Raw genomic sequence first — 21,282 nt, forward strand, 5'->3', positions numbered from 1 at the left:
TCTCCATTGAAAAAAGCAACGCCGGCGCGGTCGCCGGCGTGAAGGAAACATACCGCAGCCGCGGGCAGGCGTGGCGACCCGGGCCGACCAGTGGTGGTCAGGGGGCGGCAGCCGGTTGTGCCGGCGCGGTGGCAACGGCCACGTCGTCGGCCTTGTTGTGCAGGCCCTGCAGGTAGCTCGACAGCGCCTGCACCTCCTGCTCGCTCAGCTTCTGCGCAACCGCAGCCATGATCTGGAAGTGCGCCTTGTCGGTCTCGTTGGTCTGGCCGGCCTGGTATTCCTGCAGGCGGCGCGCGACATAGCTGGCGTGCTGGCCACCGATGTGCGGATAGGCCGGCCCCGGATTACCGGCGCCGCTGGGGCCGTGGCAGGCCATGCAGGCCGGCAGGCCACGCTTGGCATCGCCGCCACGGTACAGCTGCTGGCCGATCTCGTAGAACTTCATGCCCTTGTAGGGGCCGTCGGTGACCGCCGTGTCATCGGCGATGCCGGCGGTGGCCTTCTGCGTGGCGAAGAACGCGCCGATGTCGCGCATGTCCTGCGGGGTGAGGTTCTGCACGAACGGCACCATCGCCACCGCCGCGCCGGAACTGCGCTGCCCATTGGCGATCAGGGCCATCTGCTGGGCCACATAGCGTTCGCTCTGGCCGGCGATGGACGGGTACATCTCCACCGTGGAATTGCCGTCGGCGCCATGGCAGGCCGCGCAGGCCGAGGCCTTGGTCTGGCCGGCCTTGGCATCGCCCCAGCGGGTCTTGCTGAAATCGACCTCCAGCGAGGCAGTGTTGATCGGCCCGTTGTCGGGCAGCGGGGTCAACGTGGTCTGCGCGAACGCAGCAGCGGCAACGACTACGGCAGTGGCAAGGGCGGATACGGCAAGAACGCGAGCGTGGCGCATGCTGAAGCTCCGTATGGACCGGGCCGGGCGGTGGCCGCCGGCATCGCCCGGATTATCAACGCCGTTTCCGCGCACGGTCAACGCAGCAGTGCAGCAAAATGCCCGCAAAGGCCGCCGGCACGGGCGCGCGGCGCCGCAACATGCGATCCTAGGCACATGTCATTGCTCATCGAACGCGCCCGTTACCACCTTTCGGCCCACAACGTGCGGCAGCTGCCGCCCGACGAAGGGGCCGAAGTGGCCTTCGCCGGCCGCTCCAACGCCGGCAAGTCCAGTGCGCTCAACGCGCTGACCCGCCAGAACGCCCTGGCCCGTGTCTCCAAGACCCCCGGCCGCACCCAGCAGCTGGTGTTCTTCCAGGTCACCCCGGAAGCGCACTTGGTCGACCTGCCCGGTTACGGCTACGCCAAGGTGCCGCTGGACCTGCAGGCGCACTGGCAGGCCTTCATCGACAGGTATTTCCGCACCCGCGAAGCCCTGAAGGGACTGGTGGTGGTGATGGACATCCGTCATCCGCTGAAGGACTACGACCGGCAGATGCTGTCCTATGCCGTGCAGCGTGGTCTGCCGGCGCACGCGCTGCTGACCAAGGCCGACAAGCTCAGCCGCAGCCAGCAGATGCAGTCCCTGCAGAAGGTGCGCAAGGAACTGCAATCGGCCTACGGCGACAGCGTCAGCGTGCAGGTGTTCTCCGGCGAAGACCGCACCGGCGTGGACGAAGCCCGCGGCGTGATCGGCGGCTGGCTGGGGCTGGAGTAAGGACTCGGCAACAGCGGCGCATTCCAGCGGAAAATATTCCGCCGGTACTCATGCCACATGGGCGCCGAGCAGGCGACCGACGCCGGCGGCGGCGGCCATCGCCAACGCGCCCCAGAACACGACGCGGAGTGCACCGCGCAATGGCGGTGCGCCGCCGGCCTGGGCCGCCATCGCGCCGGTCAGGCACAGGCCGAGGAGGGTACTGGTCGTGGTCATCACCGCGACCTTGTCCGCCGGCGCAAGCAGTGCAGTGAGTACCGGCAGCGCGGCGCCGCAAGTGAACGCTCCGGCCGAGGCCAGCGCTGCCTGCAGCGGGCGGGCGCGCAGGGTATCGGTGATGCCCAGCTCGTCGCGGGCGTGGGCGCCCAGTGCGTCATGGGCAGTCAGCTGTTCGGCCACCTGCCGCGCCAGTGCCGGCTCCAGGCCGCGGTGGCGATAGATCGCGGCCAGCTCTTCCAGCTCGCTGTGCGGATCTTCGTGCAGTTCGCGCTTTTCCATCGCCAGGTCGGCATCTTCGGTGTCGGCCTGGGTCTGTACCGAGACGTACTCGCCGGCGGCCATCGACATCGCGCCGGCCACGGTGCCAGCCACGCCGGTGGCCAGAATGGTCGCCGCGGAGGCGCCGCTGGCGGCCACGCCGACCACCAGGCCGGCCACCGAGACGATGCCATCGTTGGCGCCCAGCACGGCGGCACGCAACCAGCCGACACGCTCGGAGCGGTGCAGTTCGGGGTGTCGTGAATGGCGGCTCATGACCCTGAGTGTACGAGGGTCAAGAGGGCGTCGGTAGGATGCTGAAACCCGTCACCGTCGCATGACGTGACGGAGTGCCACGCTATAGTGCGCCCTTGCGATGGAAGGCCCCGGGCCCCACATCCCCCGCCACCGTCCAGCGAGCCTTCCCCTTGTCGAGCCCCAGCCACGTCGCCGATACACCCATTACCGACCGCTCGCAGCTGGTGGAGGTGATCGCCTCCGGCGAGAAGCCCCGCGCGCAGTGGCGCATCGGCACCGAGCACGAGAAGTTCGGGTTCCGCCTGGATGACCTGCGCCCGCCGACCTTTGAAGGCGAGCGCGGCATCGAAGCGCTGCTCAACGGCCTGGTCCGCTTCGGCTGGGAGCCGGTGCAGGAGAACGGCAACACGATCGCCCTGCTGCGCGATGGTGCCTCGGTGACGCTGGAACCGGCCGGTCAGTTGGAACTGTCCGGAGCGGCGCTGGAGACCATCCACCAGACCTGCGTGGAGACTGGCACCCACCTCAATGAAGTGGCCCAGGTGGCCGGCGAACTGCAGCTCGGCTTCCTCGGCATGGGCTTCCAGCCGAAGTGGAAGCGCGATGAGATGCCGTGGATGCCGAAGGGCCGCTACAAGATCATGCGCGCGTACATGCCCAAGGTCGGCTCGCTCGGCCTAGACATGATGACCCGCACCTGCACGGTGCAGGTGAACCTGGACTACGCCACCGAAGCGGACATGGTGAAGAAGTTCCGCGTGTCGCTGGCGCTGCAGCCGATCGCCACCGCGCTGTTCGCCGATTCGCCGTTCACCGAAGGCAAGCCGAACGGCTACCTGAGCTACCGCTCGCATATCTGGACCGACACCGACGCCGACCGCACCGGCATGCTCGACTTCGTGTTCGAGGATGGCTTCGGTTACGAACGCTATGTCGATTACCTGCTCGACGTGCCGATGTATTTCTCCTACCGCGATGGCATCTACCACGACGCCAGTGGGCAGAGCTTCCGCGATTTCATGCAGGCCAGGCTGCCGGTGCTGCCGGGCGCGCTGCCGACGCTGCGCGACTGGTCGGACCACATGACCACCGCGTTCCCGGAAGTGCGCCTGAAGAAGTACCTGGAAATGCGAGGCGCCGACGGTGGCCCGTGGAGCCGCCTGTGTGCGCTGCCGGCGTTCTGGGTCGGCCTGCTGTACGACGACACCGCACTGGATGCCGCCTGGGACCTGGTGCGTGACTTCACCCTGGCCGAGCGCCATGCACTGCGCGATGGCGTGCCGAAGCATGCGATGAACCTGCCGTTCCGCAATGGCAGCGTGCGTGACCTCGCCCGTGAAGCGGTGAAGATTTCCGTCGAGGGACTCAAGCGCCGCGCGGCGCGCAATGCCGACGGCCAGGACGAGAGCAAGTTCCTGGACGTGCTGCAGGAGATCGTCGAGTCCGGCCTGACTCCGGCCGAACGCAAGCTGGCGCTGTTCCATGGCCGCTGGCACGGCGACGTTGATCCGGTGTTCCGCGAATTCGCGTACTGACACTGTTCCGGCAGGTGCCAACCTGCCGTTGCGTTACCACCCGCGCGCTGCGAACAGGCGCGCGTAGATGCCGCGAACCACTTCCTGCTTGCTGCGGTTGTAGGCCTGCACGTCTGCATTGCCCTGCAGTGCTGCCTGCTTGGCCTGTGCATAGCGCCTGCGGTCATCTTCATGGCTGCGCAGCCAATCGCGGAACAAGCAGTGGCGGAGGTGCTCGGCGCAACCAGGTGCGAACACGTGCAGGTTCACGCGCGGCACGTCCAGTCGCAGCATGCGATGCTGGTACCACGAGGGTTCGCGGATGGTAAGCACGTAGCCCAGTGCCTGCAGCGGTGGCAGCCAGGTCGCTTCGTCGGCGGGATCGGCAACCAGCAGGTCGATGTCCAGTACCGGTTTGGCCGGCAGGCCCGGCACCGCGGTGGAGCCGACGTGTTCAATGCCCAGCGCGGTGTTGCCGAGTGCCGCCTGCAGCTGCGTGCGCAGCTGCTCGAACTGGTCGGCCCACAGCGTGGACCAGGGCACCACCTGCAGCGCTTCCGGCTGCGGCGCGCCGAGAACCCAGGGATTCTCGTCAGGGTCGCCATCGGCGAAGGTAGTGATTGCGGTGGGATCGAGCGGGATATCGGACATGCCCACCATGGTGCCATGCCCGGCGGTGATGTCAGCCCGGCTTGCCGTCGCGCCGCGGGCTCAGGTAGATCCAGCCCAGCCGCACCACCCATGGCGCAAGTGCCAGCAGCCAACCAATGGCGGCGGCGAAATGCCACGCGTAGGCGTCCGGCATCAGCTCGGCGACGATGCGCATGATGGCCACCGCCTGCAGCGCGACGAACGCGAACCAGGCCACTGCCGGCATCACCAGCGGTCGCCCGGAATGGCCCTGGGTGACCCGGGTCACCATCGCCACCAGCAGGCTGCCGAACAGGCCCACGGCGAGGGCATGCAGCGGCGCGCGGCCGAGCAGTTGCGGATGGCCGAGCACTTGGCCGATGTCCTGCAGGAGATACAACGCGAAGCTGATCGGCAGCCACGCCAGCGCCAGGAACAGGGCGGCAAGCAGGCCCGGCATCGGTCCGCGCGGCCACCAGTGCCACAACGCCTGCAGCGACAACATCAGCAGCGGCGCATCGGCCAGCCACAGCAGGTGGTCGACCTGCAATGCGCTCAACAGCAGGCGCAGCATCAGCAGCACCCACATCGCAGCCAACCAGCGCAGCGGGCGCCACGCCACATAGCCATCCACCACGTTGTTGGCGAAGAACGGGATCATCCGGTGCGCGACGGTGAGGTAGACCGGCAGCAGCAGGCCGAATGTGCCGAGTGCCACCGTGGCCGGCATCAGCGTGGCGTGGCCGCGCCCCGCCGCCATGAACAGCAGCAGCCCCAGCCAGCCCAGCAGCAGTGCGGCATAGCAGGCGCGCGCATGCCAGTTGCGGTTGGGACCGGCGGCCTTGAGCACGCGTCCCAGCACGATCAGTCCGGCGCTCCAGCCGGCCAGTGCCAGCAGCAGGCCGGGCCAGAGCCCGGGTGTCCACCCGCAGGCGGCGGCAATCAGCAGCGCCTGCCCGCCGAACAGGCCGATGCCGACCGGCGCATAACGGCTGCGTGGCAGCTCCGGCTGTGCCATCCAGCGCGGGAACACGGTGAGCAGGAAGCCGAAGATGAAACTGGGCAGTACCAGGTACTGCATCAGCAGCGCGTGCAGCCAGGCCGGAGGCAGCGGAGGTGGTTGCGGCGTCCACAACCCGCGCAATGCGCCCAGCCACAACGCCCACCACAGCATTGCCAGCAGCAGGTTGCTGGCGCCGATGAAGAACAGCAGCCGGTGCGGCGCGCGCATCAGCATCGCAGGGGAGGGCAGGCGGGCCATGCAGCGAGTCTGCGCCCGGCTGGTGGCCGGGTGCTTGATCTTCGTCATGCCAGGCGTGCGGGGCGTGTCGACCGCAGGCCGGCCGATGTACGGCGTTGCCGGCCAGCAGCCGGCACTCCCAAAAAGAAACCCCGGCAGTGCCGGGGTTCTTCGTTCACAGTCGCTGATCAATCAGGCGGCGTTCTTCATCGTCGCCATGTCGATCACGAAGCGGTAGCGCACATCGTTCTTCGCCATGCGTTCCCAGGCTTCGTTGACGTCCTTCATGTCGATCACTTCGACGTCGCTGACGATGCCGTGCTCGGCACAGAAGTTCATCATTTCCTGGGTTTCGGCCATGCCGCCGATCGCCGAGCCGGTCAGGTGCTTGCGGCCGAATATCACGCTGCCGCCGGTCAGCGGCGGATCCAGTTCGGTCAGCACGCCGACCAGGCACATGGTGGCCTCGCGCTTGAGCAGGCCCATGTACGGGTTGGTGTCATGGCCAACCGGAATGGTGTTGAGCAGGAAGTCGAAGCTGCCGGCGTGCGCCTTCATCTGCGCGGCATCGCGCGAGACCAGCACTTCATCGGCGCCCAGGCGCTTGGCATCGGCACCCTTTTCCGGCGTAGTGGTGATCATCACCACGTGCGCGCCGAGGGCCTTGGCGAACTTCACGCCCATGTGGCCGAGGCCACCGAGGCCGATCACGCCGACCTTCTGGCCCGGGCCGACCTTCCAGTGGCGCAGCGGCGACCAGGTGGTGATGCCGGCACACAGCAGCGGCGCGGCTGCCTTCAGGTCGAGGGTGTCGGACACCTTCACCACGAAGCGCTGCTCGACCACCACGTGGTCGGAATAGCCGCCATACGTCGGCGCGCCGCTTTCGCGCTCACGGCCATTGTAGGTCCAGGTCGCGCCTTCGGCGCAGTACTGCTCCAGGTCGTGCTCGCAGGCGTCGCAGTGGCGGCACGAGTCGACCATGCAGCCCACGCCGGCGTGGTCGCCCACCTTGAAGCGGGTGACGTTGCTGCCGACCTCGGTGACGCGGCCGATGATCTCGTGGCCCGGCACCATCGGGTAGATCGAGCCACCCCAGTCGTCGCGCGCCTGGTGCAGGTCGGAATGGCAGATGCCGCTGTAGAGGATCTCGATACGTACATCGTCCGGGCCGACCGCGCGGCGTTCGAACTCGTAGGGGATCAGCGGGGCGGTATGTGAATGGGCGGCGTAACCACGGGCGAGGGACATGGGGAATCCTTGGCAGGGTTTGTCGAAAGGCGCTTTACAATACGCCCCGTACCCAGCGGCAAAAAGCCCGTATATCGGCATGATTCATCAAGTGAAACTGCACAATCATGGCCACTGACAATCTCTCCCACCTGGCCGCGTTCGCGGCGGTCGCCCGCCACCGCAGCTTCCGCCGTGCCGGCGCCGAGCTGGCGCTGTCGACCTCGGCGGTGAGCTATGCGATCCGCGCGCTAGAAGAACGGTTGGGCGTGGGCCTGTTCCATCGCACCACCCGCAGCGTGGCCCTGACCGAAGCCGGACAGCGCCTGCTGGAGCGTCTGCAGCCGGCCTTGGGGCAGGTGCACGACGCGCTGGAGGAGATGAACCAGTTCCGTGCTGTCCCGGCTGGCCTGCTGCGCATCAACGCCACCCGTGCGGCGGTGGCGACACAGCTGGGACCACGGCTGGCGCGCTTCCTGCACGCCCACCCGGACGTGCGGGTGGAGCTGACCGAGAACGACGGCCTGGTCGACATCGTCGCCGAGGGCTACGACGCCGGCGTGCGCCTGCACGAGTTCGTGCCCGAGGACATGGTGGCAGTGCCGATGGGGCCACCACTGCGCGGGCTGATTGTCGGCTCGCCGGACTATCTGCGGCGGCATCCCGCGCCACAGCATCCGCGCGATCTCGCTGCACACGAATGCATCCGCTTCCGCTTCGCCAGCGGGCATCTGTACAAGTGGCAATTCGAGCGCGGTGGGCAGGCGCTGGAGATCGACGTGCCCGGACGGCTGACGCTGGGCGAGCAGGGTACCGTGGTCGGCGCGGTACTCGATGGCATCGGCCTGGCCTACGTGCTGGAAGACACCGCGCAGCCGTACATCGAATCCGGCCAGATGGTGGCGGTGCTGGAAGACTGGAGCGAACCGTTCGCCGGCTTCGCGTTGTACTACCCGAAGCAGCGGCAGATGCCAGGTGCGCTGCGCGCGTTCGTGGATATGCTGCGGGAGTAGCTGCGATGGGAGATGCAGGCCCGGCCAAGGGCCGGCACCGACCACGATCGGTCATTCGACCAGCGCATCGTAGCCTTCGCGGCTGAACTGGATCAGGCAGAAGCCGTGGCCGAACGGATCGGCCAGTACGGCGATCCACCCCCAGCGTCGCGCGCGCACCGGCTGTTCGAGTGTTGCCCCAGCCGTTACCGCGCGTACCAGCGCGGCGTCGATGTCATCCACCACCCAGTCCAGGTGCAGCGGCGTCCAGTGGCGCTCGTAGTCGCGTACGTCGCCGTCTTCGGTGGCGGCGCTGCCAGCCTCGTTCTGCAACAGGTACAGCGGTGTCGGTCCACCGAGCAGTTCCACCGCGCCGGCACCGAGCCGACGTCCGATACGCAATCCAAACGCGGCCACGTAGAAGACTTCGGCGGCGGCGAGGTCGGGTACGTCGATGTTGACGATGAAGCTGCGGGCAGTGGCGTTCATGGCGGCGATTTCCAGCATCCGGTGCTTGCAGTCTAGTCCTGCCGCCGGCTGCTGCCGGTACATCTCCTGCGCGGATTCGGGCAAGCTGGGCGGCCTCCATCGGCAAGGACATCCATGAGCGCGCTATCTGACATCGAACAGGCCACCGGCCAGTCCTTCCCGCCCTTGTTCAAGCAGTTGCATGCAGCGGGTCGGTTGAGTTGGGGCACTCCCCATCCGGAATGGTCCGAGGTGGTGTTCCCGACGCTGCAGGCGGACCCGCCGGTGCTGCTGTACGCCCAGGATTACGAGCCGTTGGAACACGATGAGCTGCTCGAGGCGTGGCAGGAGCTGACCGCCGAAGATCACTACAACCCCCTGCGCACCGACCTGCAGCTGCTGCCCTTTGCGCGCACCGGCGCGGGTGACAGCTACTGCTTCTGGAGCAACGCGCCCGGTTTCAGCGAGCCGCCGGTGGTGATGGTGTGGCATGACGACGACTGCGCGGATGTGCTGGCCGCCAGCTACCAGGATTTCCTGTTCCGCAAGATGGTCGAAGCCGTTGCCGACTACCAGCCGCCGTACACGCTGCTGTCGCACGGCGAACTGGCCGGGAATCTGCAGCGCTGGCTGCAGACCCACCAGTCCTTCCTGCGCGGCGACCAGTACGCGGCGTTGCAGCGGCTGTTCGCCCGCGTTGACGATATTGAAGCGGGCAACATCAGTGAAGACGACGCGCAGGCGATCGTCGCTGACGTGATCGGCTTTGCGCGGTTGGATGAGTCGTTCGCCTACGTGCGCGAGGACGCCTGAACCAAAGGTCGGAGCCCCGCCTGTGGTGGGGATCCGACCTCGTGCGGGATCAGCCTGCAGCCGGATAGTCCAGGTAGCCTTCCCTGCCGCCCCCGTAGTAGGTGCTGCGGTCGGGCGTGGCCAGCGCGATGTCCCGCTGCAGGCGTTCGACCAGATCCGGGTTGGCGATGAACGGTTGGCCGAAGGCGGCCAGGTCGATGGTGCCGGCCTCGACCAACTGCAGGGCACGCTCGCGGGTCATGCCACCGGCCAGGATCAACGTGCCACCGTAGGCCTGCTTGAACTGCTGCAGGAAGGCCTCGCCCAGCACTGACTGCCCCGCCTGCAGGTTGTCATTGAGGTGCACATAGGCCAGGCCGCGCTTGCCCAGTTCCTCGGCCAGGTACAGATAGGTGGCTTCGTTGTCGGGGTAGAACGGCATGTCGAAGGTGAGGTTGTTCGGTGCCAGGCGCACGCCGATGCGGTGGGCGCCGATGCGCTGGGCCATCGCATCCACCGTCTCCAGGATCAATCGCGCGCGGTTCGGCAGCGAGCCGCCGTAGCGGTCCTCGCGCTGGTTGATGAGCGGGTTGAGGAACTGCTCGAACAGGTAGCCGTTGGCGGCATGCAGCTCGATGCCGTCGAAGCCGGCAGCGATGGCGTTGTCGGCGCCGCGTGCGAAGTCGGCAATGATGCCGGGGATCTCTTCGGTGACCAGCGCACGCGCCGGGGTGGGATCGGCATGGCCGCGGCTGCCGTCTTCCAGATAGACGAACGAGGTGTTCTTCGGTGCGCTGGCGACCGGGCGGGTGCCGGCGCTGACCGGTTGCCCACCCCCGGGCTGCAACGAGGCATGCGACATGCGGCCGACGTGCCAGAGCTGGGCGAAGATCGTGCCCTGTGCGGCATGCACCGCCTCGGTGACGAGCTTCCAGCCGGCCACCTGTTCGTCCGACCAGATGCCCGGCACATCGATGTAACCCTGGCCCTGCGCCGAGACCGGCGTGCCCTCGCTGATGATCAGGCCGGCGCTGGCGCGCTGCCGGTAGTACTGCGCGGTGAGCGCGTTGGCGATCGAGCCGGGATTGCGGGCGCGGGTCATCGGCGCCATCGCGATGCGGTTGCGCAGGGCGGTGCCTGCCAGGTCGAAGGGATGGAACAGGGCGGCGGTCATGTCGGTCATCTCGGTGCGGGGGAGGCGCCAGCGGCGCGATGCATACAGGATGGAGTTGACATGCAGGCGCATAAAGCGCTTCGATATCCCTTGGTGTGGGAATTTTTGTCCCCAATGGAGTGAGGGCGATGCTGCCTCTGGAATCCTTGAATGGCCTGGTCACGTTCGTCACGACCGCACGCTCGGGCAGCTTCACCGAGGCGGCAGACGCGCTGGGCATCTCGCGCTCGGCGGTGGGCAAGGCCATCGCCCGGCTGGAAGCGCGGCTGGGGGTGCGACTGTTCCATCGCACTACGCGGCGCATCGCACTGACCACCGATGGCGAGGCGTACTACGCCTCCTGTGCGGCCGCGCTGGAAGAAATATCCGCGGCCGAGGCCTGCCTGGGTTCGGCCGGCCTGCCCAGCGGGCGGCTGCGCATCGACATGCCGTCCTCGTTCGGGCGGCTGGTGGTGCTGCCGGTGCTGCTGCGGTTGTGCCGGCAGTATCCGGACCTGCAGTTGACGATGACGTTCACCGATCACTTCGTCGATCCAGTCGAAGAGGGCATTGACCTGCTGATCCGCTTCGGTGGGCTGCACCAGGCCGAGCACCTGGTCGCACGCCGGTTGGGGCGCCAGCGCCTGGTCACCTGCGCATCGCCGGAGTACCTGCAGGCGCATGGCGTGCCGCGCACGGTGGAGGAACTGGCGCAGCACCGCAGCATCGTCGGGTTCCGCCACGGGCAACCGATCTGGTGGCGGATCGGCAGCGAGGAGGGCGAGGGAACGTTCATTCCCAGTGCGCCCTATCAACTCAATGATGGCGACGCGGTGATCGAAGCGGCCATCGCCGGCCTCGGCATCTGCCAGATGCCCATTTCACTGGTGCGCCGCCATCTGGATTCCGGCGCGCTGCAATCGGTGCTGGACGAACACATGCAGCGGCACATCGACATCCATGCGCTGTGGCCACCGACGCGCCACCTGCGGCCGAAGGTGCGCTATGTGGTGGATGAGCTGACCCGGTTGGCGGAACAAGGTCTGTTTGATTGAGCGGGGCCCGTACACCGGGCCCCGCCTGCGGAGCCGCTGCGCCTGGCCTACTTGAAGTTGTAGCGCAGGCTGGCCATGTAGCGACGGCCCAGTGCATCCAGCACATACGGGAACGGCCCGATGTCATCGCCCACGTTGATCACCGACAACGTCACGCGTGCGGCGTCGGTGATGCGGTAGGTGACGTTGGCGTCCCAGGTGGTCCAGCTGTCGCGGTAGAAGTACTGACGGCTTTCCGGGGTATCGGTCATCGTGTACTGGGCGCGGCTGGTGTAGTTGGAGGCCACACCGTAGTTCCAGTTGCCGATGCGATGCTGGGCGGTCCAACGGAACTGGCGCTTGGGCTCGTTGAAGCTGCCCGCCTGTTCGACGAACGGCACGTCCCGGTTCGCGGCCTGGCCACGGTTCTTCGGCATGTAGCCGTAGAAGTCCAGGTCCAGTACGCCGAAGCGCGACAGGTCCCAACGGTAGCCGACTTCGGCGGTCCAGCCACGGAACATCAGCACCGGGCCGTTGCCATATTCGGTCTTGATGCTGGTAGCCACGCCGGTGTTCGGATCACGCGTCACCAGGCTGCAGAAGCGGTTGGCGTTGGGCACGTTGGCGGCGTTGAAGTCGGCAGTGTCGAAGCAACCGGTGATGATGTCGTTGGCGCTCAGCGACGTGATCACGTTGTTGATCTTGATGTCATACCAGTCGGCGGCGACGCGCAGGCCCGGGATCCATTCCGGCGCGAACACGATGCCGGCCGTCCACGACTTCGCTGTTTCGTTCTGCAGGCGGGTGCTGCCGTTGGTCGAACCCAGCGTATTGGTCGGCTGCTGGCGGAAAGTGTTCGGATCGGCGCCCGGGTAGGCGGCGAAGAACGCCTCGCAGTTGCGGCGACGCACCGCCGGATTTGTGCCGCCGCTGATGTTGTCCAGCGAGCACACTTCCGGGATGTTGTAGTAGGCCGGCTGCTGGGTGGTGTAGAGCTCGGCGATGGACGGCGCGCGCAGTGACTGGGTCTTGTTGCCGCGCAGCTGCAGGCCGGCGATCGGTTCGTACTGGATGCCGTAGGTAAACGCATTGAACGCGCCGGCCACGGAGTTGTCGACGCGGCGGAACTTGGCGGTCAGGTCCAGGCGATGCAGGCCCGGGATATCCCAGTCGGGATTGAACAGCGGCGCCAGCACTTCGGCGAACACTTCGTTGGTGTGGTACTTGCCCTCGGCTGCCTGGGTCGGCACCGAACGGCCCTGGCCCAGGCGCTGGTACTCGCTGGGGGTGAAGGAGCCTTCTTCGCGGCGGTGTTCGAAGCCGGCCGCTGCGGACAGCTCGCCACCGGGAAGATCGAACAGGCCGCCGGATACCGACGCGTTGATGACGGTCTGGCGGGTCTGCGCCTTGGCCACGGTCCGGGTGGAGACATAGTCCAGGGCTTCGCGCGACGCCTGGTTCTCGCCGAACAGATTCAGCGGGCGGCAGTTCGCATCAGCCGTGGTGCCCGGGCGAGTGGCATCACAGGTGATGCGCCCGCTGGCGTCGGTGGTGACGTTGATTGCATTGATGAAGTTCTGCTGGATCAGGCCGGTGCCGAGGTAGTCGAAGTCACCGCGGCCGTGGGTGACGCTGGCTTCCCAGTTGAAGCTGCGCTTTCCGACCTCGAAGAAGCCGTTCAGGCCGAGCACCGCACGGGTCAGGCGGGTTTCGGTGCTGGCGTTGTTCATCGACAGGTCGCGCGAAGATCGCGACAGGCGGAACGAGGTGATGCCGTTGTCGGCGAGGATCTTGCGGGTTTCCGCACTGAGGAACGGATTGCTGGCGCTGAAGGTCAGCGCACCGCTGGCGGTACCGCCGCCGTCCAGGCGCGCATTGCCGAAGGACACCGCGTTGTAGACGTTCTGGTCCAGGGTTTCGCGGGCGGTCGCTTCGTATCGCGAAAGTTCGAAGAAGCCGCGCACGTTGTCGGTGAAGTCGAAGCTGCCGGTGGAGAACACCGAGCGTCGTTCGAGGTCGGCGATCAGCGGCACCGTCTCGAACAGGTTCAGGCCGTCACCGCCGGAGGCGCTACCGCCCGCGTAGCTGGTGCCGGGATTGAACTCGACCAGCTTGCCCTCGTTGTTGAACTGCCACAGTTTGTCTTTGTTCGGGCCGAAGCCAAGGATGTCGCCCAGGCCGTTGCGCGTGTAGCTGCCGGTGGCCGGCATCACCAGACCACCGAAAGTCATGCTGGCAATGCGCCGGTTGCGTATCCAGACCTGGTCGGGGATACCATCGCGGGGCCCGGTGTTGAACGGAATGCTGCCGTCGATGCGGCCATCATTGGTTGGCCGGCGCAGGGGCTGGGCAGTGGCATTGGCCGCCGTGGGATTGGCCTGCAGGCTGTAGCCCTGGCGGTAGAAATCGCGTTGCAGCGCGTTCACCCCATCGGCATTGTCCAGCTCGGCGGCAACCACGATGTGGCCACGCCCATCAGCGAAGTCGGTACCGAAGATGGCCGACCACGAGTAGCGCTCGTTGTCGTTCTTGCTGGTCCTGCCGTAGCCCAGTTCGACTTCGGCACCCTCGAACCGGTCGCGCAGGATGATGTTGTTGACGCCGGAGATCGCATCCGAGCCATAGGTGGGTGCACCGCCAACGCTCAGGCTTTCAATGCGTTGCACCATGACGCTGGGAATGGCGTTCATGTCGACCTGGATGCCCGAGCCGCCGCCGGCTCCGAAGATGGTGGGCGGTGTAGAGGTGACGAAGCGGCGTCCATTGACCAGGGTCAGCAGGCGATTGCTGCCCAGGCCGAACTTGCTGGCGAAGTTGACGCCTGCACCGAAGCCGGCCTGGTCGCCGCGCGAACTGACGCCTGCACTGACCCCGGGAATCCGGGTCACCGCGTCGATGAGGTTGGTGTCGCCATAGTTCTCGATCGATTCACGGCTGACCACCGCGGCGGGCTCGAGCGTGTCGAAACCGGCGCGGTAGATGCGCGAGCCGGTGACGGTCATCCGGTCCAGCTGCACGGGGGTCTTGCTGCTGGCGGGCTCGGCCTTCTGTTCCTGCGTGGCGGCCTGCTGCGCCATGGCCGGTGCGGCGGCCACCAGCACCAATGCCGAACCCAGCGCGACAGACAAGCGACTGCGGGCGAACAACGGTAGGTACATGATTTCTCCCTGGTCACGCCAATGTGACTCGGGGGTAAACGCGGGCGGAAGGCAGGCACCCCAGGTCATGAAAAAGTAACAAATGAATCTATTTATTATTCATTCATATTCTGGGCGGATCTGTGCCTGGAGCATGCCTCGGCAGCACCAGATGGCTTCATTCGCCCTGCATGTATACTATCCCCCAGTATAGTTCCGAGGTGGCCCAGCCATGCCGCACTCCCCCGAAGAGAAGAAGAAGGTCCTGGCCCGCGTGCGCCGCATCCGCGGCCAGTGCGATGCGCTGGATCGCGCGCTGGAAGCCGGTGCCGACTGCGGGCCGGTGCTGCAGCAGATCGCCGCCATCCGTGGCGCGGTCAACGGCCTGATGTCCGAGGTGATGGAGGCCCATCTGCGCGAGGAGTTCGGGCAACCCGCTGCCTCAGACGAACAACGCGCCGAACGCGTGCGCGACATGAGCGCGTTGATCCGCTCGTACCTGAAATAAGCATCGGCGCCATATCGCGCCGATCGTCCTGCCATTCCCTTTCCGCCTGATCCTGGAGAAGCCACCATGAAGTCCCGTGCCGCCGTCGCCTTTGGTCCCGGCCAGCCGCTGCAGATCGTCGAGATCGACGTCGCCCCGCCGAAGAAGGGCGAGGTGCTGGTCAAGATCACCCACACCGGTGTCTGCCACACCGATGCCTTCACCCTGTCCGGCGATGATCCGGAAGGCCTGTTCCCGGTGGTGCTGGGCCATGAAGGCGCCGGCATCGTGGTGGAGGTGGGCGAGGGCGTGACCAGTGTCAAGCCGGGCGACCACGTGATTCCGCTGTACACCGCTGAGTGCGGCGAGTGCCTGTTCTGCAAGAGCGGCAAGACCAACCTGTGCGTGTCGGTGCGTGCCACCCAGGGCAAGGGCGTGATGCCCGACGGCACCAGCCGCTTCAGCTACAACGGTGAGCCGCTGTACCACTACATGGGCTGCTCGACCTTCAGCGAGTACACCGTGGTGGCTGAAGTCTCGCTGGCGAAGATCAATCCGGACGCGAACCCGGAGCACGTCTGCCTGCTTGGCTGCGGTGTCACCACCGGCATCGGCGCGGTGCACAACACCGCCAAGGTGCAGGAAGGCGACAGCGTGGCCGTGTTCGGCCTGGGCGGCATCGGCCTGGCGGTCATCCAGGGTGCGCGCCAGGCCAGGGCCGGGCGCATCATCGCGGTGGACACCAACCCGTCCAAGTTCGAACTGGCGCGCGAATTCGGCGCCACCGACTGCATCAACCCGAAGGACTACGACAAGCCGATCCAGCAGGTCATCGTCGAGATGACCACCTGGGGCGTGGACCACAGCTTCGAGTGCATCGGCAACGTCAACGTGATGCGCGCGGCGCTGGAATGCGCGCACCGTGGCTGGGGCCAGAGCGTGGTGATCGGCGTGGCCGGTTCGGGCCAGGAGATCTCCACCCGTCCGTTCCAGCTGGTGACCGGGCGCAAGTGGATGGGCACTGCCTTCGGCGGCGTGAAGGGCCGTAGCCAGCTGCCGGGCATGGTGGAGGACGCGATGAAGGGCGATATCGAACTGGCACCGTTCGTCACCCACACCATGGATCTGGACAAGATCAACGAAGCCTTCGACCTGATGCACGAGGGCAAGTCGATCCGGTCGGTGGTCCACTATTGAGCCGCGTCATGGGCTGGCTGGATGCCCTGCGCCGGCCGCGTGCGGAAGACCCGCGCGCGGCCCTGGTGGCTCCGATCGAGCAGGCGTTGCGTGCGCTGGGCTGGATAGTGGGGGAGGTGGGGCCACCGCGTGCGGTGACCTCGGCCTTCGGCAGCGACGATGGCATGTCGTTCGAGCAGTGGCTGGCGCAGGTATTCCTGCCGCGCCTTCATGAGGCGCGCGCAGCCGGGCAGTGGCCGCCGCGCAGCGATGTGGCCGTGACGGCCTGGCGCAATCTTGATGGCCAGCCTGGCGTCGAATCGTTGCTGCGCCTGCTGGCGCAGCTGGATGAACGGATCAACAAAGGCATCCACGCCTCGCGTGGATAAGCCGACCAAGGTCGGCATCTACCAGAAGCACGCGTGCGCTGACGCGCCGCGCAGGAGAGCACCATGGAACGTATTGAACACCGCGCCTGTTTCGGCGGCTGGCAGGACGTCTACCGCCATCATTCCACCACGCTGGGCTGCGACATGCAGTTCGCCGTGTACCTGCCGCCGCAGGCGGAAACGCAGAAACTGCCGGTGCTGTACTGGCTGAGCGGGCTGACCTGCACCGAGCAGAACGTCATCACCAAGGCGGGCGCGCAGCGCTACGCGGCCGAGCATGGCGTGATCCTCGTCGCGCCCGATACCAGCCCACGCGGCGATGACGTGGCCGATGCCGAGGGCTATGACCTGGGCAAGGGGGCGGGGTTCTACCTCAATGCCACGCGTGCACCGTGGGCGAAGCACTACCGCATGCACGACTACGTGGCGCAGGAACTGCCGGCACTGATCGAGGCGAATTTCCCGGTCACCGATGCGCGCGGCATCAGCGGCCACTCGATGGGCGGTCACGGTGCGCTGGTGATCGCGCTGCGCAACGCGGGGCGCTACCGCAGCGTGTCGGCGTTCTCGCCGATCGTTGCGCCCAGCCACGTGCCGTGGGGGCAGAAGGCCTTCCACGCCTACCTGGGCGACAATCCGGCGGACTGGGCGCAGTGGGATGCCAGCGAACTGGTCGCCGTGGCCACTGAGCGCCTGCCGTTGCTGGTCGACCAGGGCGAGGCGGACGAATTCCTGCAGACCCAGCTGCAACCGCAGCGCCTGCAGCAGGCCTGTGATGCCGCCGGCCATCCGCTGACCCTGCGCCTGCAGCCGGGCTACGACCACAGCTACTACTTCATCGCCAGTTTCATCGGCGAGCACATCGCCCACCACGCCCGCGCCCTGCACGGCTGACGGCTTTCCGGTAGTCCCGGCCGCTGGCCGGCAACCTGCAGCCCCGTGATTCCCTGGGATTGCCGGCCAGCGGCCGGCACTACCATGGCGGGGCACGCGAAGTGTCGTATTGCCGTATTGGATCACGTGGCCGTGGCGCGGGCGGGACTATCGTGCGCCCATACGGCCTTGCGGATCGGGGGATGCATGCCGGTAGTGCTGGCGCTGCTGTATGTGCTGTGCCACGGCTTGGTCGTGGCCCTGTGGCCGGGTCCCGCCGGTGCGGGTTCCTTCGGGTTCCTCACGGGTGCCCCGTTGCTGGCGGCGGCGGCCTGCCTGTGGCGGGCGCGCCGCGACCGTGCCGCGCTCGGCTGGCGCGCCACCGCCCTGGCGCTGCTGCTCTGGGCGGGTGGCATGGCCGTCAACATGATCGATGCGCTCGGTGCCGGCCGTGCCGATGTCACGCCGCAGGCCAGCCTGTTCCTGTATGTGCTGTACGGCGTGCCGCTGGTGTTCATCCTGGCCCGTGCACGCCGCGAGCGGCTGAGCATCAGCCTGATCGACGCGGCGATGGCCGCATTGCTGGGCGTGCTGTTCTTCGTGCATGCGCAGTCGTTCGCCGCGCGCGTCGACATCGACGACCACGCGTTGTCCAACATGCAGCGCATGTTCGATATCCAGAATCTGTGCATTGCCGGCTTTGCGGTGGTGCGCTGGCTGGTGGGCGACGTTCCGGAGCGGCGCAACTTCTTCCGCGCGCTGGCGATCTACGCGGTGGGCTACCTGATTGTGGCGTACTACATCAACCACTACACCTCGGAACAGTCTTTCGGTGCCTACAACGATCTGCTGATCGACCTGCCGTTCCTGCTGCTGGCGTTGCTGGCGATGAGCCAGGCGCCCGCGCCGACGTTCGTGATGCACCCGAGACTGGGCAGAACGGTGCAGGCGGCGGGGCCGATGATCCTGCCATTGCTGCTGCTGGTGGTCGGTACCCTGGTGGTCGACCATGCGCGGCCGCTGGCGGTCACCGGCTTCGTGGTGGCAACGCTGGGCTTCGGCGTGCGCAGCATCCTGCTGCAGGTGGACCTGATGGAACGGCAGGCATCGCTGGACCAGCTCGCTCGGCAGGATGGCCTGACCGGTGTGGCCAACCGGCGCGAGTTCGATGCACTGCTGCTTGCGGAATGGAACCGTGCGCGGCGCAGCGGCAGCGAGCTGGGGCTGCTGTTGCTGGACATCGACCATTTCAAGGTCTTCAACGACCGCCACGGACATCCGGCCGGTGACCGCTGCCTGCAGGCCGTGGCCAGGGTCCTGAAGATCAGTGCCGGCCGTGCCGGTGACAGTGTTGCCCGTTACGGCGGCGAGGAATTTGCGGTGATCGTGCCCGGAAGCCCGCTGTCGGGCGTGCTGGCGCTGGCCGAGCGCCTGCGTGAGGCGGTGGCGGCGCTGCCACTGCCCGAAGGGTCGGTCAGTATCAGCATCGGCGTGGGCTACCTGCACCCGCCGGCCCTGGCCAGCGCCGATCAGTTGCTGGCGGATGCCGATGCCGGCCTGTACGCCGCCAAGCGTGCCGGTCGCAACCAGGTGATCCTGCATACGCACGTGCTCGACGACGAAGGCAGTGCGCACGGCAGGATGGATTGCTGAGCGCGCCAGGTGCACGGTCCCCGTGCGCGATTGCGCACGGGCGGCGCGGCCGGGTTAGCGCTGCCGAAACCAGCCAGTGGGATCGAGCAGCCTCAGCCCGACCGGTGACAACGAGCGCTGGCGCAACGGCAGGTTTGCCGCCTGCACGGCCATCGCACAGCGCGCCAGCTGCTGGCGCAACGGTGCCAGCGTGTCATCTTCACGCGGGCGTGCATGCCGCCACTGGGCGATGCGCAGCAGGCAGACCAGCAGGTCCAGTTCGCTGGCCGCGATGAACGGTGAGCCTGCGGGCAACAGGTCGATCGGGGCGGTGGGCGTGGCCAGCAGCGGCAGCAGGCCGACGAACGCGTCGCAGCCTTCGGGATCAATACCGAGGCTGCTCAGCTGGGCGAGTCCATCGGCCTGTTGATCAGGATCGTGCAGCTGGCGTATCGCCGCCAGCAGTGCCTGTTCGCCGCGGCCGAACTGGCGGCCGAAGGCGCGGTAGTTGACGCGGGTGGGAAACACCGGGGAACGGGAGGCCATGGTTGCTAGGGTTGTGGGTCGCGGGTTTCCACCAGCACGGGACAGGGCGCGTGGTCGATGGTCCATTGCCCGATCGAGGGTTCGAACAGGCGTTCCAGGCGGGACAGGTGGCGGTGGCCGATGACGATCAGGTCGCAATTCAGGCGCCGGGCCTGCTCGCTGATCACTTCGCCCGGGTCACCCGAGGGAATCTGCGCGATGGCGTCGACGCCGCGCTCGCGCAGCTCGGCCAGGGCTTCGGCCAGCACCGCTTCGGCCCGTGAGCGCTGGCGGGCGGCTTCCGGGTACTCGATGCGGTCGGCTTCGCTGGCATCGGCCGCCAGCGCGAATTCGGGGTCGAGCACGCACAGCAGGTGCAGGCGGCTGTGGGGGCCGGCGATGGCTGCGGCCAGGTCCAGCACGCGTGCGTGCTGGGGGCCACCGTCCAGGGCGACCAGCAGGGTATTGAACATGGATGTCTCCTTGGCAGGCCGGGGATGGTCGCCGATGTCACTGCGCGCACCCATGCCGTGCGCGGCAGTCAATGGATGCGTAAAACGCAATCCACGGTGGTTAAAAGTGTCGTAGAGTCATCTGATTTGCTGGAGACTGTCATGCCCCTGCCGGACCTGAACCTGTTGCTGGCACTGGACGTGCTGATTGACGAGTGCAGCGTGGCCGCCGCCGCGCGGCGGATGAACCTGAGCGCGCCGGCGATGAGCCGTACCCTGGGCCGGATCCGCACCGCGCTGGGCGACCCGGTGCTGGTGCGTGCCGGCCGCGGTCTGGCCCCCACGCCGCGCGCGCTGCAGCTGCGTGAGCAGGTCCGCGATGTGATCGAGCAGGCCCACCGTGTGTTCAACGCCGGTCGCGAGATCGACCTGCGCACCCTGGAGCGCACCTTCAATGTCCGCGCCAATGATGTCTTCATCGGTGGATTCGGCGGACGCCTGCGTGAACTGTTCCGCCAGCAGGCGCCGCGCGCGGTGCTGCGCTTCGTGCCCGAGGGCGATACCGACGACGACGCGATGGCGCAGGGCCGGATCGACCTGTACATCAGCACCGCCGGCAAGCATGCGCCCGATACCAAGGTGCAGAACCTGTTCAGTACCTCGTTCATGGGCGCCGCGCGCGAGGACCATCCGTTGTTCGATGAGGAGATCAGCGCCGAGCGTTTTGCTGCCTGCGACCACATCGCTGTGTCGCGGCGGGGGCTGCCGCGTGGCCCGATCGATGACGACCTGGCCACGCTGGGCCTGCAACGGCGGGTGGCGCTGATCAGCCCGACCTTCCACGGCGCGATCTTCGCTGCCGCCGAGTCGGACCTGATCCTGCCGCAGATGCCGAGCGTGATGCTGGAGCGGATCGTCAGCATGCGCCTGCCGCTGCGCCTGTTCCCGCTGCCGATCCCGGTGCGCACCGCCGCCATCGTCCAGGCCTGGCACCCGCGGCTGGACAACGATGCTGCGCACCAGTGGCTGCGCCGCTCGATCAAGACCATGTGCGAAAGCGCAGGGGAGGCTCCGCGCTGACACTTTCATGCGTGCGCGTGACGCACGCCTGGGATGCGGGCTGCGCCATTTTTTGCAGGGTACCGGCTCCCTAGACTGCGCTCCCC

21 protein-coding genes are annotated in these 21,282 nt (G+C 67.0%); 11 read left to right on the forward strand and 10 right to left on the reverse strand.

The features are described 5' to 3' along the window. Positions 1-97 precede the first annotated feature (97 nt). The gene (locus V3B46_RS16895) at positions 98-898 is read right to left on the reverse strand and encodes a c-type cytochrome (protein ID WP_329892403.1); all 801 of its coding nucleotides are present in this window, start codon (positions 896-898) and stop codon (positions 98-100) included. Between the two features lie 156 nt (positions 899-1,054). On the opposite strand from V3B46_RS16895, the gene yihA reads away from it, so the two are divergent. After that, positions 1,055-1,657, forward strand: a complete 603-nt coding sequence (gene yihA, locus V3B46_RS16900; RefSeq protein ID WP_014038472.1) for a ribosome biogenesis GTP-binding protein YihA/YsxC — start codon at positions 1,055-1,057, stop codon at positions 1,655-1,657. A 48-nt stretch (positions 1,658-1,705) separates the two neighbouring features. On the opposite strand, the gene V3B46_RS16905 is transcribed toward yihA, so the two are convergent. Beyond that, positions 1,706-2,410: a VIT1/CCC1 transporter family protein gene (locus tag V3B46_RS16905; protein WP_154264408.1), complete on the reverse strand. Its 705-nt coding sequence runs from the start codon at positions 2,408-2,410 to the stop codon at positions 1,706-1,708. Positions 2,411-2,562: 152 nt separating this feature from the next. On the opposite strand from V3B46_RS16905, the gene V3B46_RS16910 reads away from it, so the two are divergent. Further along, on the forward strand, positions 2,563-3,927 hold the full coding sequence (locus tag V3B46_RS16910) for a glutamate--cysteine ligase (protein ID WP_014038468.1): 1,365 nt from the start codon (positions 2,563-2,565) through the stop codon (positions 3,925-3,927). A gap of 33 nt (positions 3,928-3,960) precedes the next feature. Here the strand turns inward: V3B46_RS16910 and V3B46_RS16915 are convergent, their stop codons facing one another. The 3 genes from V3B46_RS16915 to V3B46_RS16925 all read right to left on the reverse strand — a co-directional run bounded on the left by V3B46_RS16915 (position 3,961) and on the right by V3B46_RS16925 (position 7,027). After that, positions 3,961-4,557 carry a GrpB family protein gene (locus V3B46_RS16915; protein ID WP_329892404.1) on the reverse strand — a complete coding sequence of 199 codons (597 nt, stop codon included), beginning with the start codon at positions 4,555-4,557 and terminating at the stop codon, positions 3,961-3,963. 31 nt (positions 4,558-4,588) lie between these two features. Beyond that, positions 4,589-5,845, reverse strand: coding sequence for an NnrS family protein (locus V3B46_RS16920; RefSeq protein WP_329892405.1), 1,257 nt, complete (start codon positions 5,843-5,845; stop codon positions 4,589-4,591). A gap of 123 nt (positions 5,846-5,968) precedes the next feature. Beyond that, on the reverse strand, positions 5,969-7,027 hold the full coding sequence (locus tag V3B46_RS16925) for an NAD(P)-dependent alcohol dehydrogenase (RefSeq protein WP_329892406.1): 1,059 nt from the start codon (positions 7,025-7,027) through the stop codon (positions 5,969-5,971). Positions 7,028-7,134: 107 nt separating this feature from the next. On the opposite strand from V3B46_RS16925, the gene V3B46_RS16930 reads away from it, so the two are divergent. Then, positions 7,135-8,019, forward strand: coding sequence for a LysR family transcriptional regulator (locus V3B46_RS16930; protein ID WP_154264405.1), 885 nt, complete (start codon positions 7,135-7,137; stop codon positions 8,017-8,019). Between the two features lie 51 nt (positions 8,020-8,070). Here the strand turns inward: V3B46_RS16930 and V3B46_RS16935 are convergent, their stop codons facing one another. Continuing rightward, the gene (locus V3B46_RS16935; RefSeq protein ID WP_154264404.1) at positions 8,071-8,487 is read right to left on the reverse strand and encodes a VOC family protein; all 417 of its coding nucleotides are present in this window, start codon (positions 8,485-8,487) and stop codon (positions 8,071-8,073) included. A gap of 114 nt (positions 8,488-8,601) precedes the next feature. Here V3B46_RS16935 and V3B46_RS16940 point away from each other — a divergent pair, with 114 nt between their 5' ends. After that, positions 8,602-9,279 carry an SMI1/KNR4 family protein gene (locus tag V3B46_RS16940; protein ID WP_329892407.1) on the forward strand — a complete coding sequence of 226 codons (678 nt, stop codon included), beginning with the start codon at positions 8,602-8,604 and terminating at the stop codon, positions 9,277-9,279. A gap of 49 nt (positions 9,280-9,328) precedes the next feature. On the opposite strand, the gene V3B46_RS16945 is transcribed toward V3B46_RS16940, so the two are convergent. Beyond that, on the reverse strand, positions 9,329-10,432 hold the full coding sequence (locus V3B46_RS16945; protein ID WP_154264992.1) for an alkene reductase: 1,104 nt from the start codon (positions 10,430-10,432) through the stop codon (positions 9,329-9,331). Positions 10,433-10,560: 128 nt separating this feature from the next. Here V3B46_RS16945 and V3B46_RS16950 point away from each other — a divergent pair, with 128 nt between their 5' ends. Further along, positions 10,561-11,466, forward strand: coding sequence for a LysR family transcriptional regulator (locus V3B46_RS16950; RefSeq protein WP_154264402.1), 906 nt, complete (start codon positions 10,561-10,563; stop codon positions 11,464-11,466). A 47-nt stretch (positions 11,467-11,513) separates the two neighbouring features. Here the strand turns inward: V3B46_RS16950 and V3B46_RS16955 are convergent, their stop codons facing one another. Beyond that, the gene (locus tag V3B46_RS16955) at positions 11,514-14,603 is read right to left on the reverse strand and encodes a TonB-dependent receptor domain-containing protein (protein ID WP_329892408.1); all 3,090 of its coding nucleotides are present in this window, start codon (positions 14,601-14,603) and stop codon (positions 11,514-11,516) included. Positions 14,604-14,814: 211 nt separating this feature from the next. Between V3B46_RS16955 and frmR the strand changes: the two genes are divergently transcribed. The 5 genes from frmR to V3B46_RS16980 all read left to right on the forward strand — a co-directional run bounded on the left by frmR (position 14,815) and on the right by V3B46_RS16980 (position 19,160). Next, on the forward strand, positions 14,815-15,090 hold the full coding sequence (gene frmR / locus V3B46_RS16960; protein WP_005411009.1) for a formaldehyde-responsive transcriptional repressor FrmR: 276 nt from the start codon (positions 14,815-14,817) through the stop codon (positions 15,088-15,090). A 66-nt stretch (positions 15,091-15,156) separates the two neighbouring features. Continuing rightward, positions 15,157-16,266, forward strand: a complete 1,110-nt coding sequence (locus tag V3B46_RS16965; protein ID WP_154264400.1) for an S-(hydroxymethyl)glutathione dehydrogenase/class III alcohol dehydrogenase — start codon at positions 15,157-15,159, stop codon at positions 16,264-16,266. Positions 16,267-16,274: 8 nt separating this feature from the next. Then, the gene (locus V3B46_RS16970) at positions 16,275-16,634 is read left to right on the forward strand and encodes a YqcC family protein (protein ID WP_329892409.1); all 360 of its coding nucleotides are present in this window, start codon (positions 16,275-16,277) and stop codon (positions 16,632-16,634) included. 63 nt (positions 16,635-16,697) lie between these two features. Further along, a complete protein-coding gene (gene fghA, locus V3B46_RS16975) occupies positions 16,698-17,528 on the forward strand; it encodes an S-formylglutathione hydrolase (RefSeq protein ID WP_154264398.1) in 831 nt (276 codons plus the stop codon). A 186-nt stretch (positions 17,529-17,714) separates the two neighbouring features. Continuing rightward, on the forward strand, positions 17,715-19,160 hold the full coding sequence (locus tag V3B46_RS16980; protein ID WP_154264397.1) for a GGDEF domain-containing protein: 1,446 nt from the start codon (positions 17,715-17,717) through the stop codon (positions 19,158-19,160). A 54-nt stretch (positions 19,161-19,214) separates the two neighbouring features. Here the strand turns inward: V3B46_RS16980 and V3B46_RS16985 are convergent, their stop codons facing one another. Both V3B46_RS16985 and V3B46_RS16990 read right to left on the reverse strand, forming a co-directional pair. Further along, on the reverse strand, positions 19,215-19,685 hold the full coding sequence (locus tag V3B46_RS16985; RefSeq protein WP_329892410.1) for a hypothetical protein: 471 nt from the start codon (positions 19,683-19,685) through the stop codon (positions 19,215-19,217). A gap of 5 nt (positions 19,686-19,690) precedes the next feature. Further along, entirely contained in the window at positions 19,691-20,137 is a 447-nt protein-coding gene (locus V3B46_RS16990) for a universal stress protein (RefSeq protein ID WP_329892411.1), read from the reverse strand. A 141-nt stretch (positions 20,138-20,278) separates the two neighbouring features. On the opposite strand from V3B46_RS16990, the gene V3B46_RS16995 reads away from it, so the two are divergent. Further along, positions 20,279-21,196, forward strand: a complete 918-nt coding sequence (locus tag V3B46_RS16995) for a LysR family transcriptional regulator (protein WP_032129879.1) — start codon at positions 20,279-20,281, stop codon at positions 21,194-21,196. Positions 21,197-21,282 lie beyond the last annotated feature (86 nt).

The organism is Stenotrophomonas sp. SMYL11 (assembly GCF_036320005.1).
GTDB lineage: Bacteria > Pseudomonadota > Gammaproteobacteria > Xanthomonadales > Xanthomonadaceae > Stenotrophomonas > Stenotrophomonas maltophilia_A.

Excerpts from the sequence above, each read along its gene's own strand:
- V3B46_RS16940 (WP_329892407.1), top strand. The coding sequence starts at position 8,602 with ATGAGCGCGCTATCTGACATCGAACAGGCCACCGGCCAGTCCTTCCCG.
- fghA (WP_154264398.1), top strand. The coding sequence starts at position 16,698 with ATGGAACGTATTGAACACCGCGCCTGTTTCGGCGGCTGGCAGGACGTC.
- V3B46_RS16980 (WP_154264397.1), top strand. The coding sequence starts at position 17,715 with ATGCCGGTAGTGCTGGCGCTGCTGTATGTGCTGTGCCACGGCTTGGTC.
- V3B46_RS16925 (WP_329892406.1), bottom strand. The coding sequence starts at position 7,027 with ATGTCCCTCGCCCGTGGTTACGCCGCCCATTCACATACCGCCCCGCTG.
- frmR (WP_005411009.1), top strand. The coding sequence starts at position 14,815 with ATGCCGCACTCCCCCGAAGAGAAGAAGAAGGTCCTGGCCCGCGTGCGC.
- V3B46_RS16965 (WP_154264400.1), top strand. The coding sequence starts at position 15,157 with ATGAAGTCCCGTGCCGCCGTCGCCTTTGGTCCCGGCCAGCCGCTGCAG.
- V3B46_RS16935 (WP_154264404.1), bottom strand. The coding sequence starts at position 8,487 with ATGAACGCCACTGCCCGCAGCTTCATCGTCAACATCGACGTACCCGAC.
- yihA (WP_014038472.1), top strand. The coding sequence starts at position 1,055 with ATGTCATTGCTCATCGAACGCGCCCGTTACCACCTTTCGGCCCACAAC.
- V3B46_RS16915 (WP_329892404.1), bottom strand. The coding sequence starts at position 4,557 with ATGTCCGATATCCCGCTCGATCCCACCGCAATCACTACCTTCGCCGAT.
- V3B46_RS16945 (WP_154264992.1), bottom strand. The coding sequence starts at position 10,432 with ATGACCGCCGCCCTGTTCCATCCCTTCGACCTGGCAGGCACCGCCCTG.
- V3B46_RS16955 (WP_329892408.1), bottom strand. The coding sequence starts at position 14,603 with ATGTACCTACCGTTGTTCGCCCGCAGTCGCTTGTCTGTCGCGCTGGGT.
- V3B46_RS16985 (WP_329892410.1), bottom strand. The coding sequence starts at position 19,685 with ATGGCCTCCCGTTCCCCGGTGTTTCCCACCCGCGTCAACTACCGCGCC.
- V3B46_RS16930 (WP_154264405.1), top strand. The coding sequence starts at position 7,135 with ATGGCCACTGACAATCTCTCCCACCTGGCCGCGTTCGCGGCGGTCGCC.
- V3B46_RS16895 (WP_329892403.1), bottom strand. The coding sequence starts at position 898 with ATGCGCCACGCTCGCGTTCTTGCCGTATCCGCCCTTGCCACTGCCGTA.
- V3B46_RS16970 (WP_329892409.1), top strand. The coding sequence starts at position 16,275 with ATGGGCTGGCTGGATGCCCTGCGCCGGCCGCGTGCGGAAGACCCGCGC.
- V3B46_RS16950 (WP_154264402.1), top strand. The coding sequence starts at position 10,561 with ATGCTGCCTCTGGAATCCTTGAATGGCCTGGTCACGTTCGTCACGACC.
- V3B46_RS16905 (WP_154264408.1), bottom strand. The coding sequence starts at position 2,410 with ATGAGCCGCCATTCACGACACCCCGAACTGCACCGCTCCGAGCGTGTC.
- V3B46_RS16990 (WP_329892411.1), bottom strand. The coding sequence starts at position 20,137 with ATGTTCAATACCCTGCTGGTCGCCCTGGACGGTGGCCCCCAGCACGCA.
- V3B46_RS16920 (WP_329892405.1), bottom strand. The coding sequence starts at position 5,845 with ATGACGAAGATCAAGCACCCGGCCACCAGCCGGGCGCAGACTCGCTGC.
- V3B46_RS16995 (WP_032129879.1), top strand. The coding sequence starts at position 20,279 with ATGCCCCTGCCGGACCTGAACCTGTTGCTGGCACTGGACGTGCTGATT.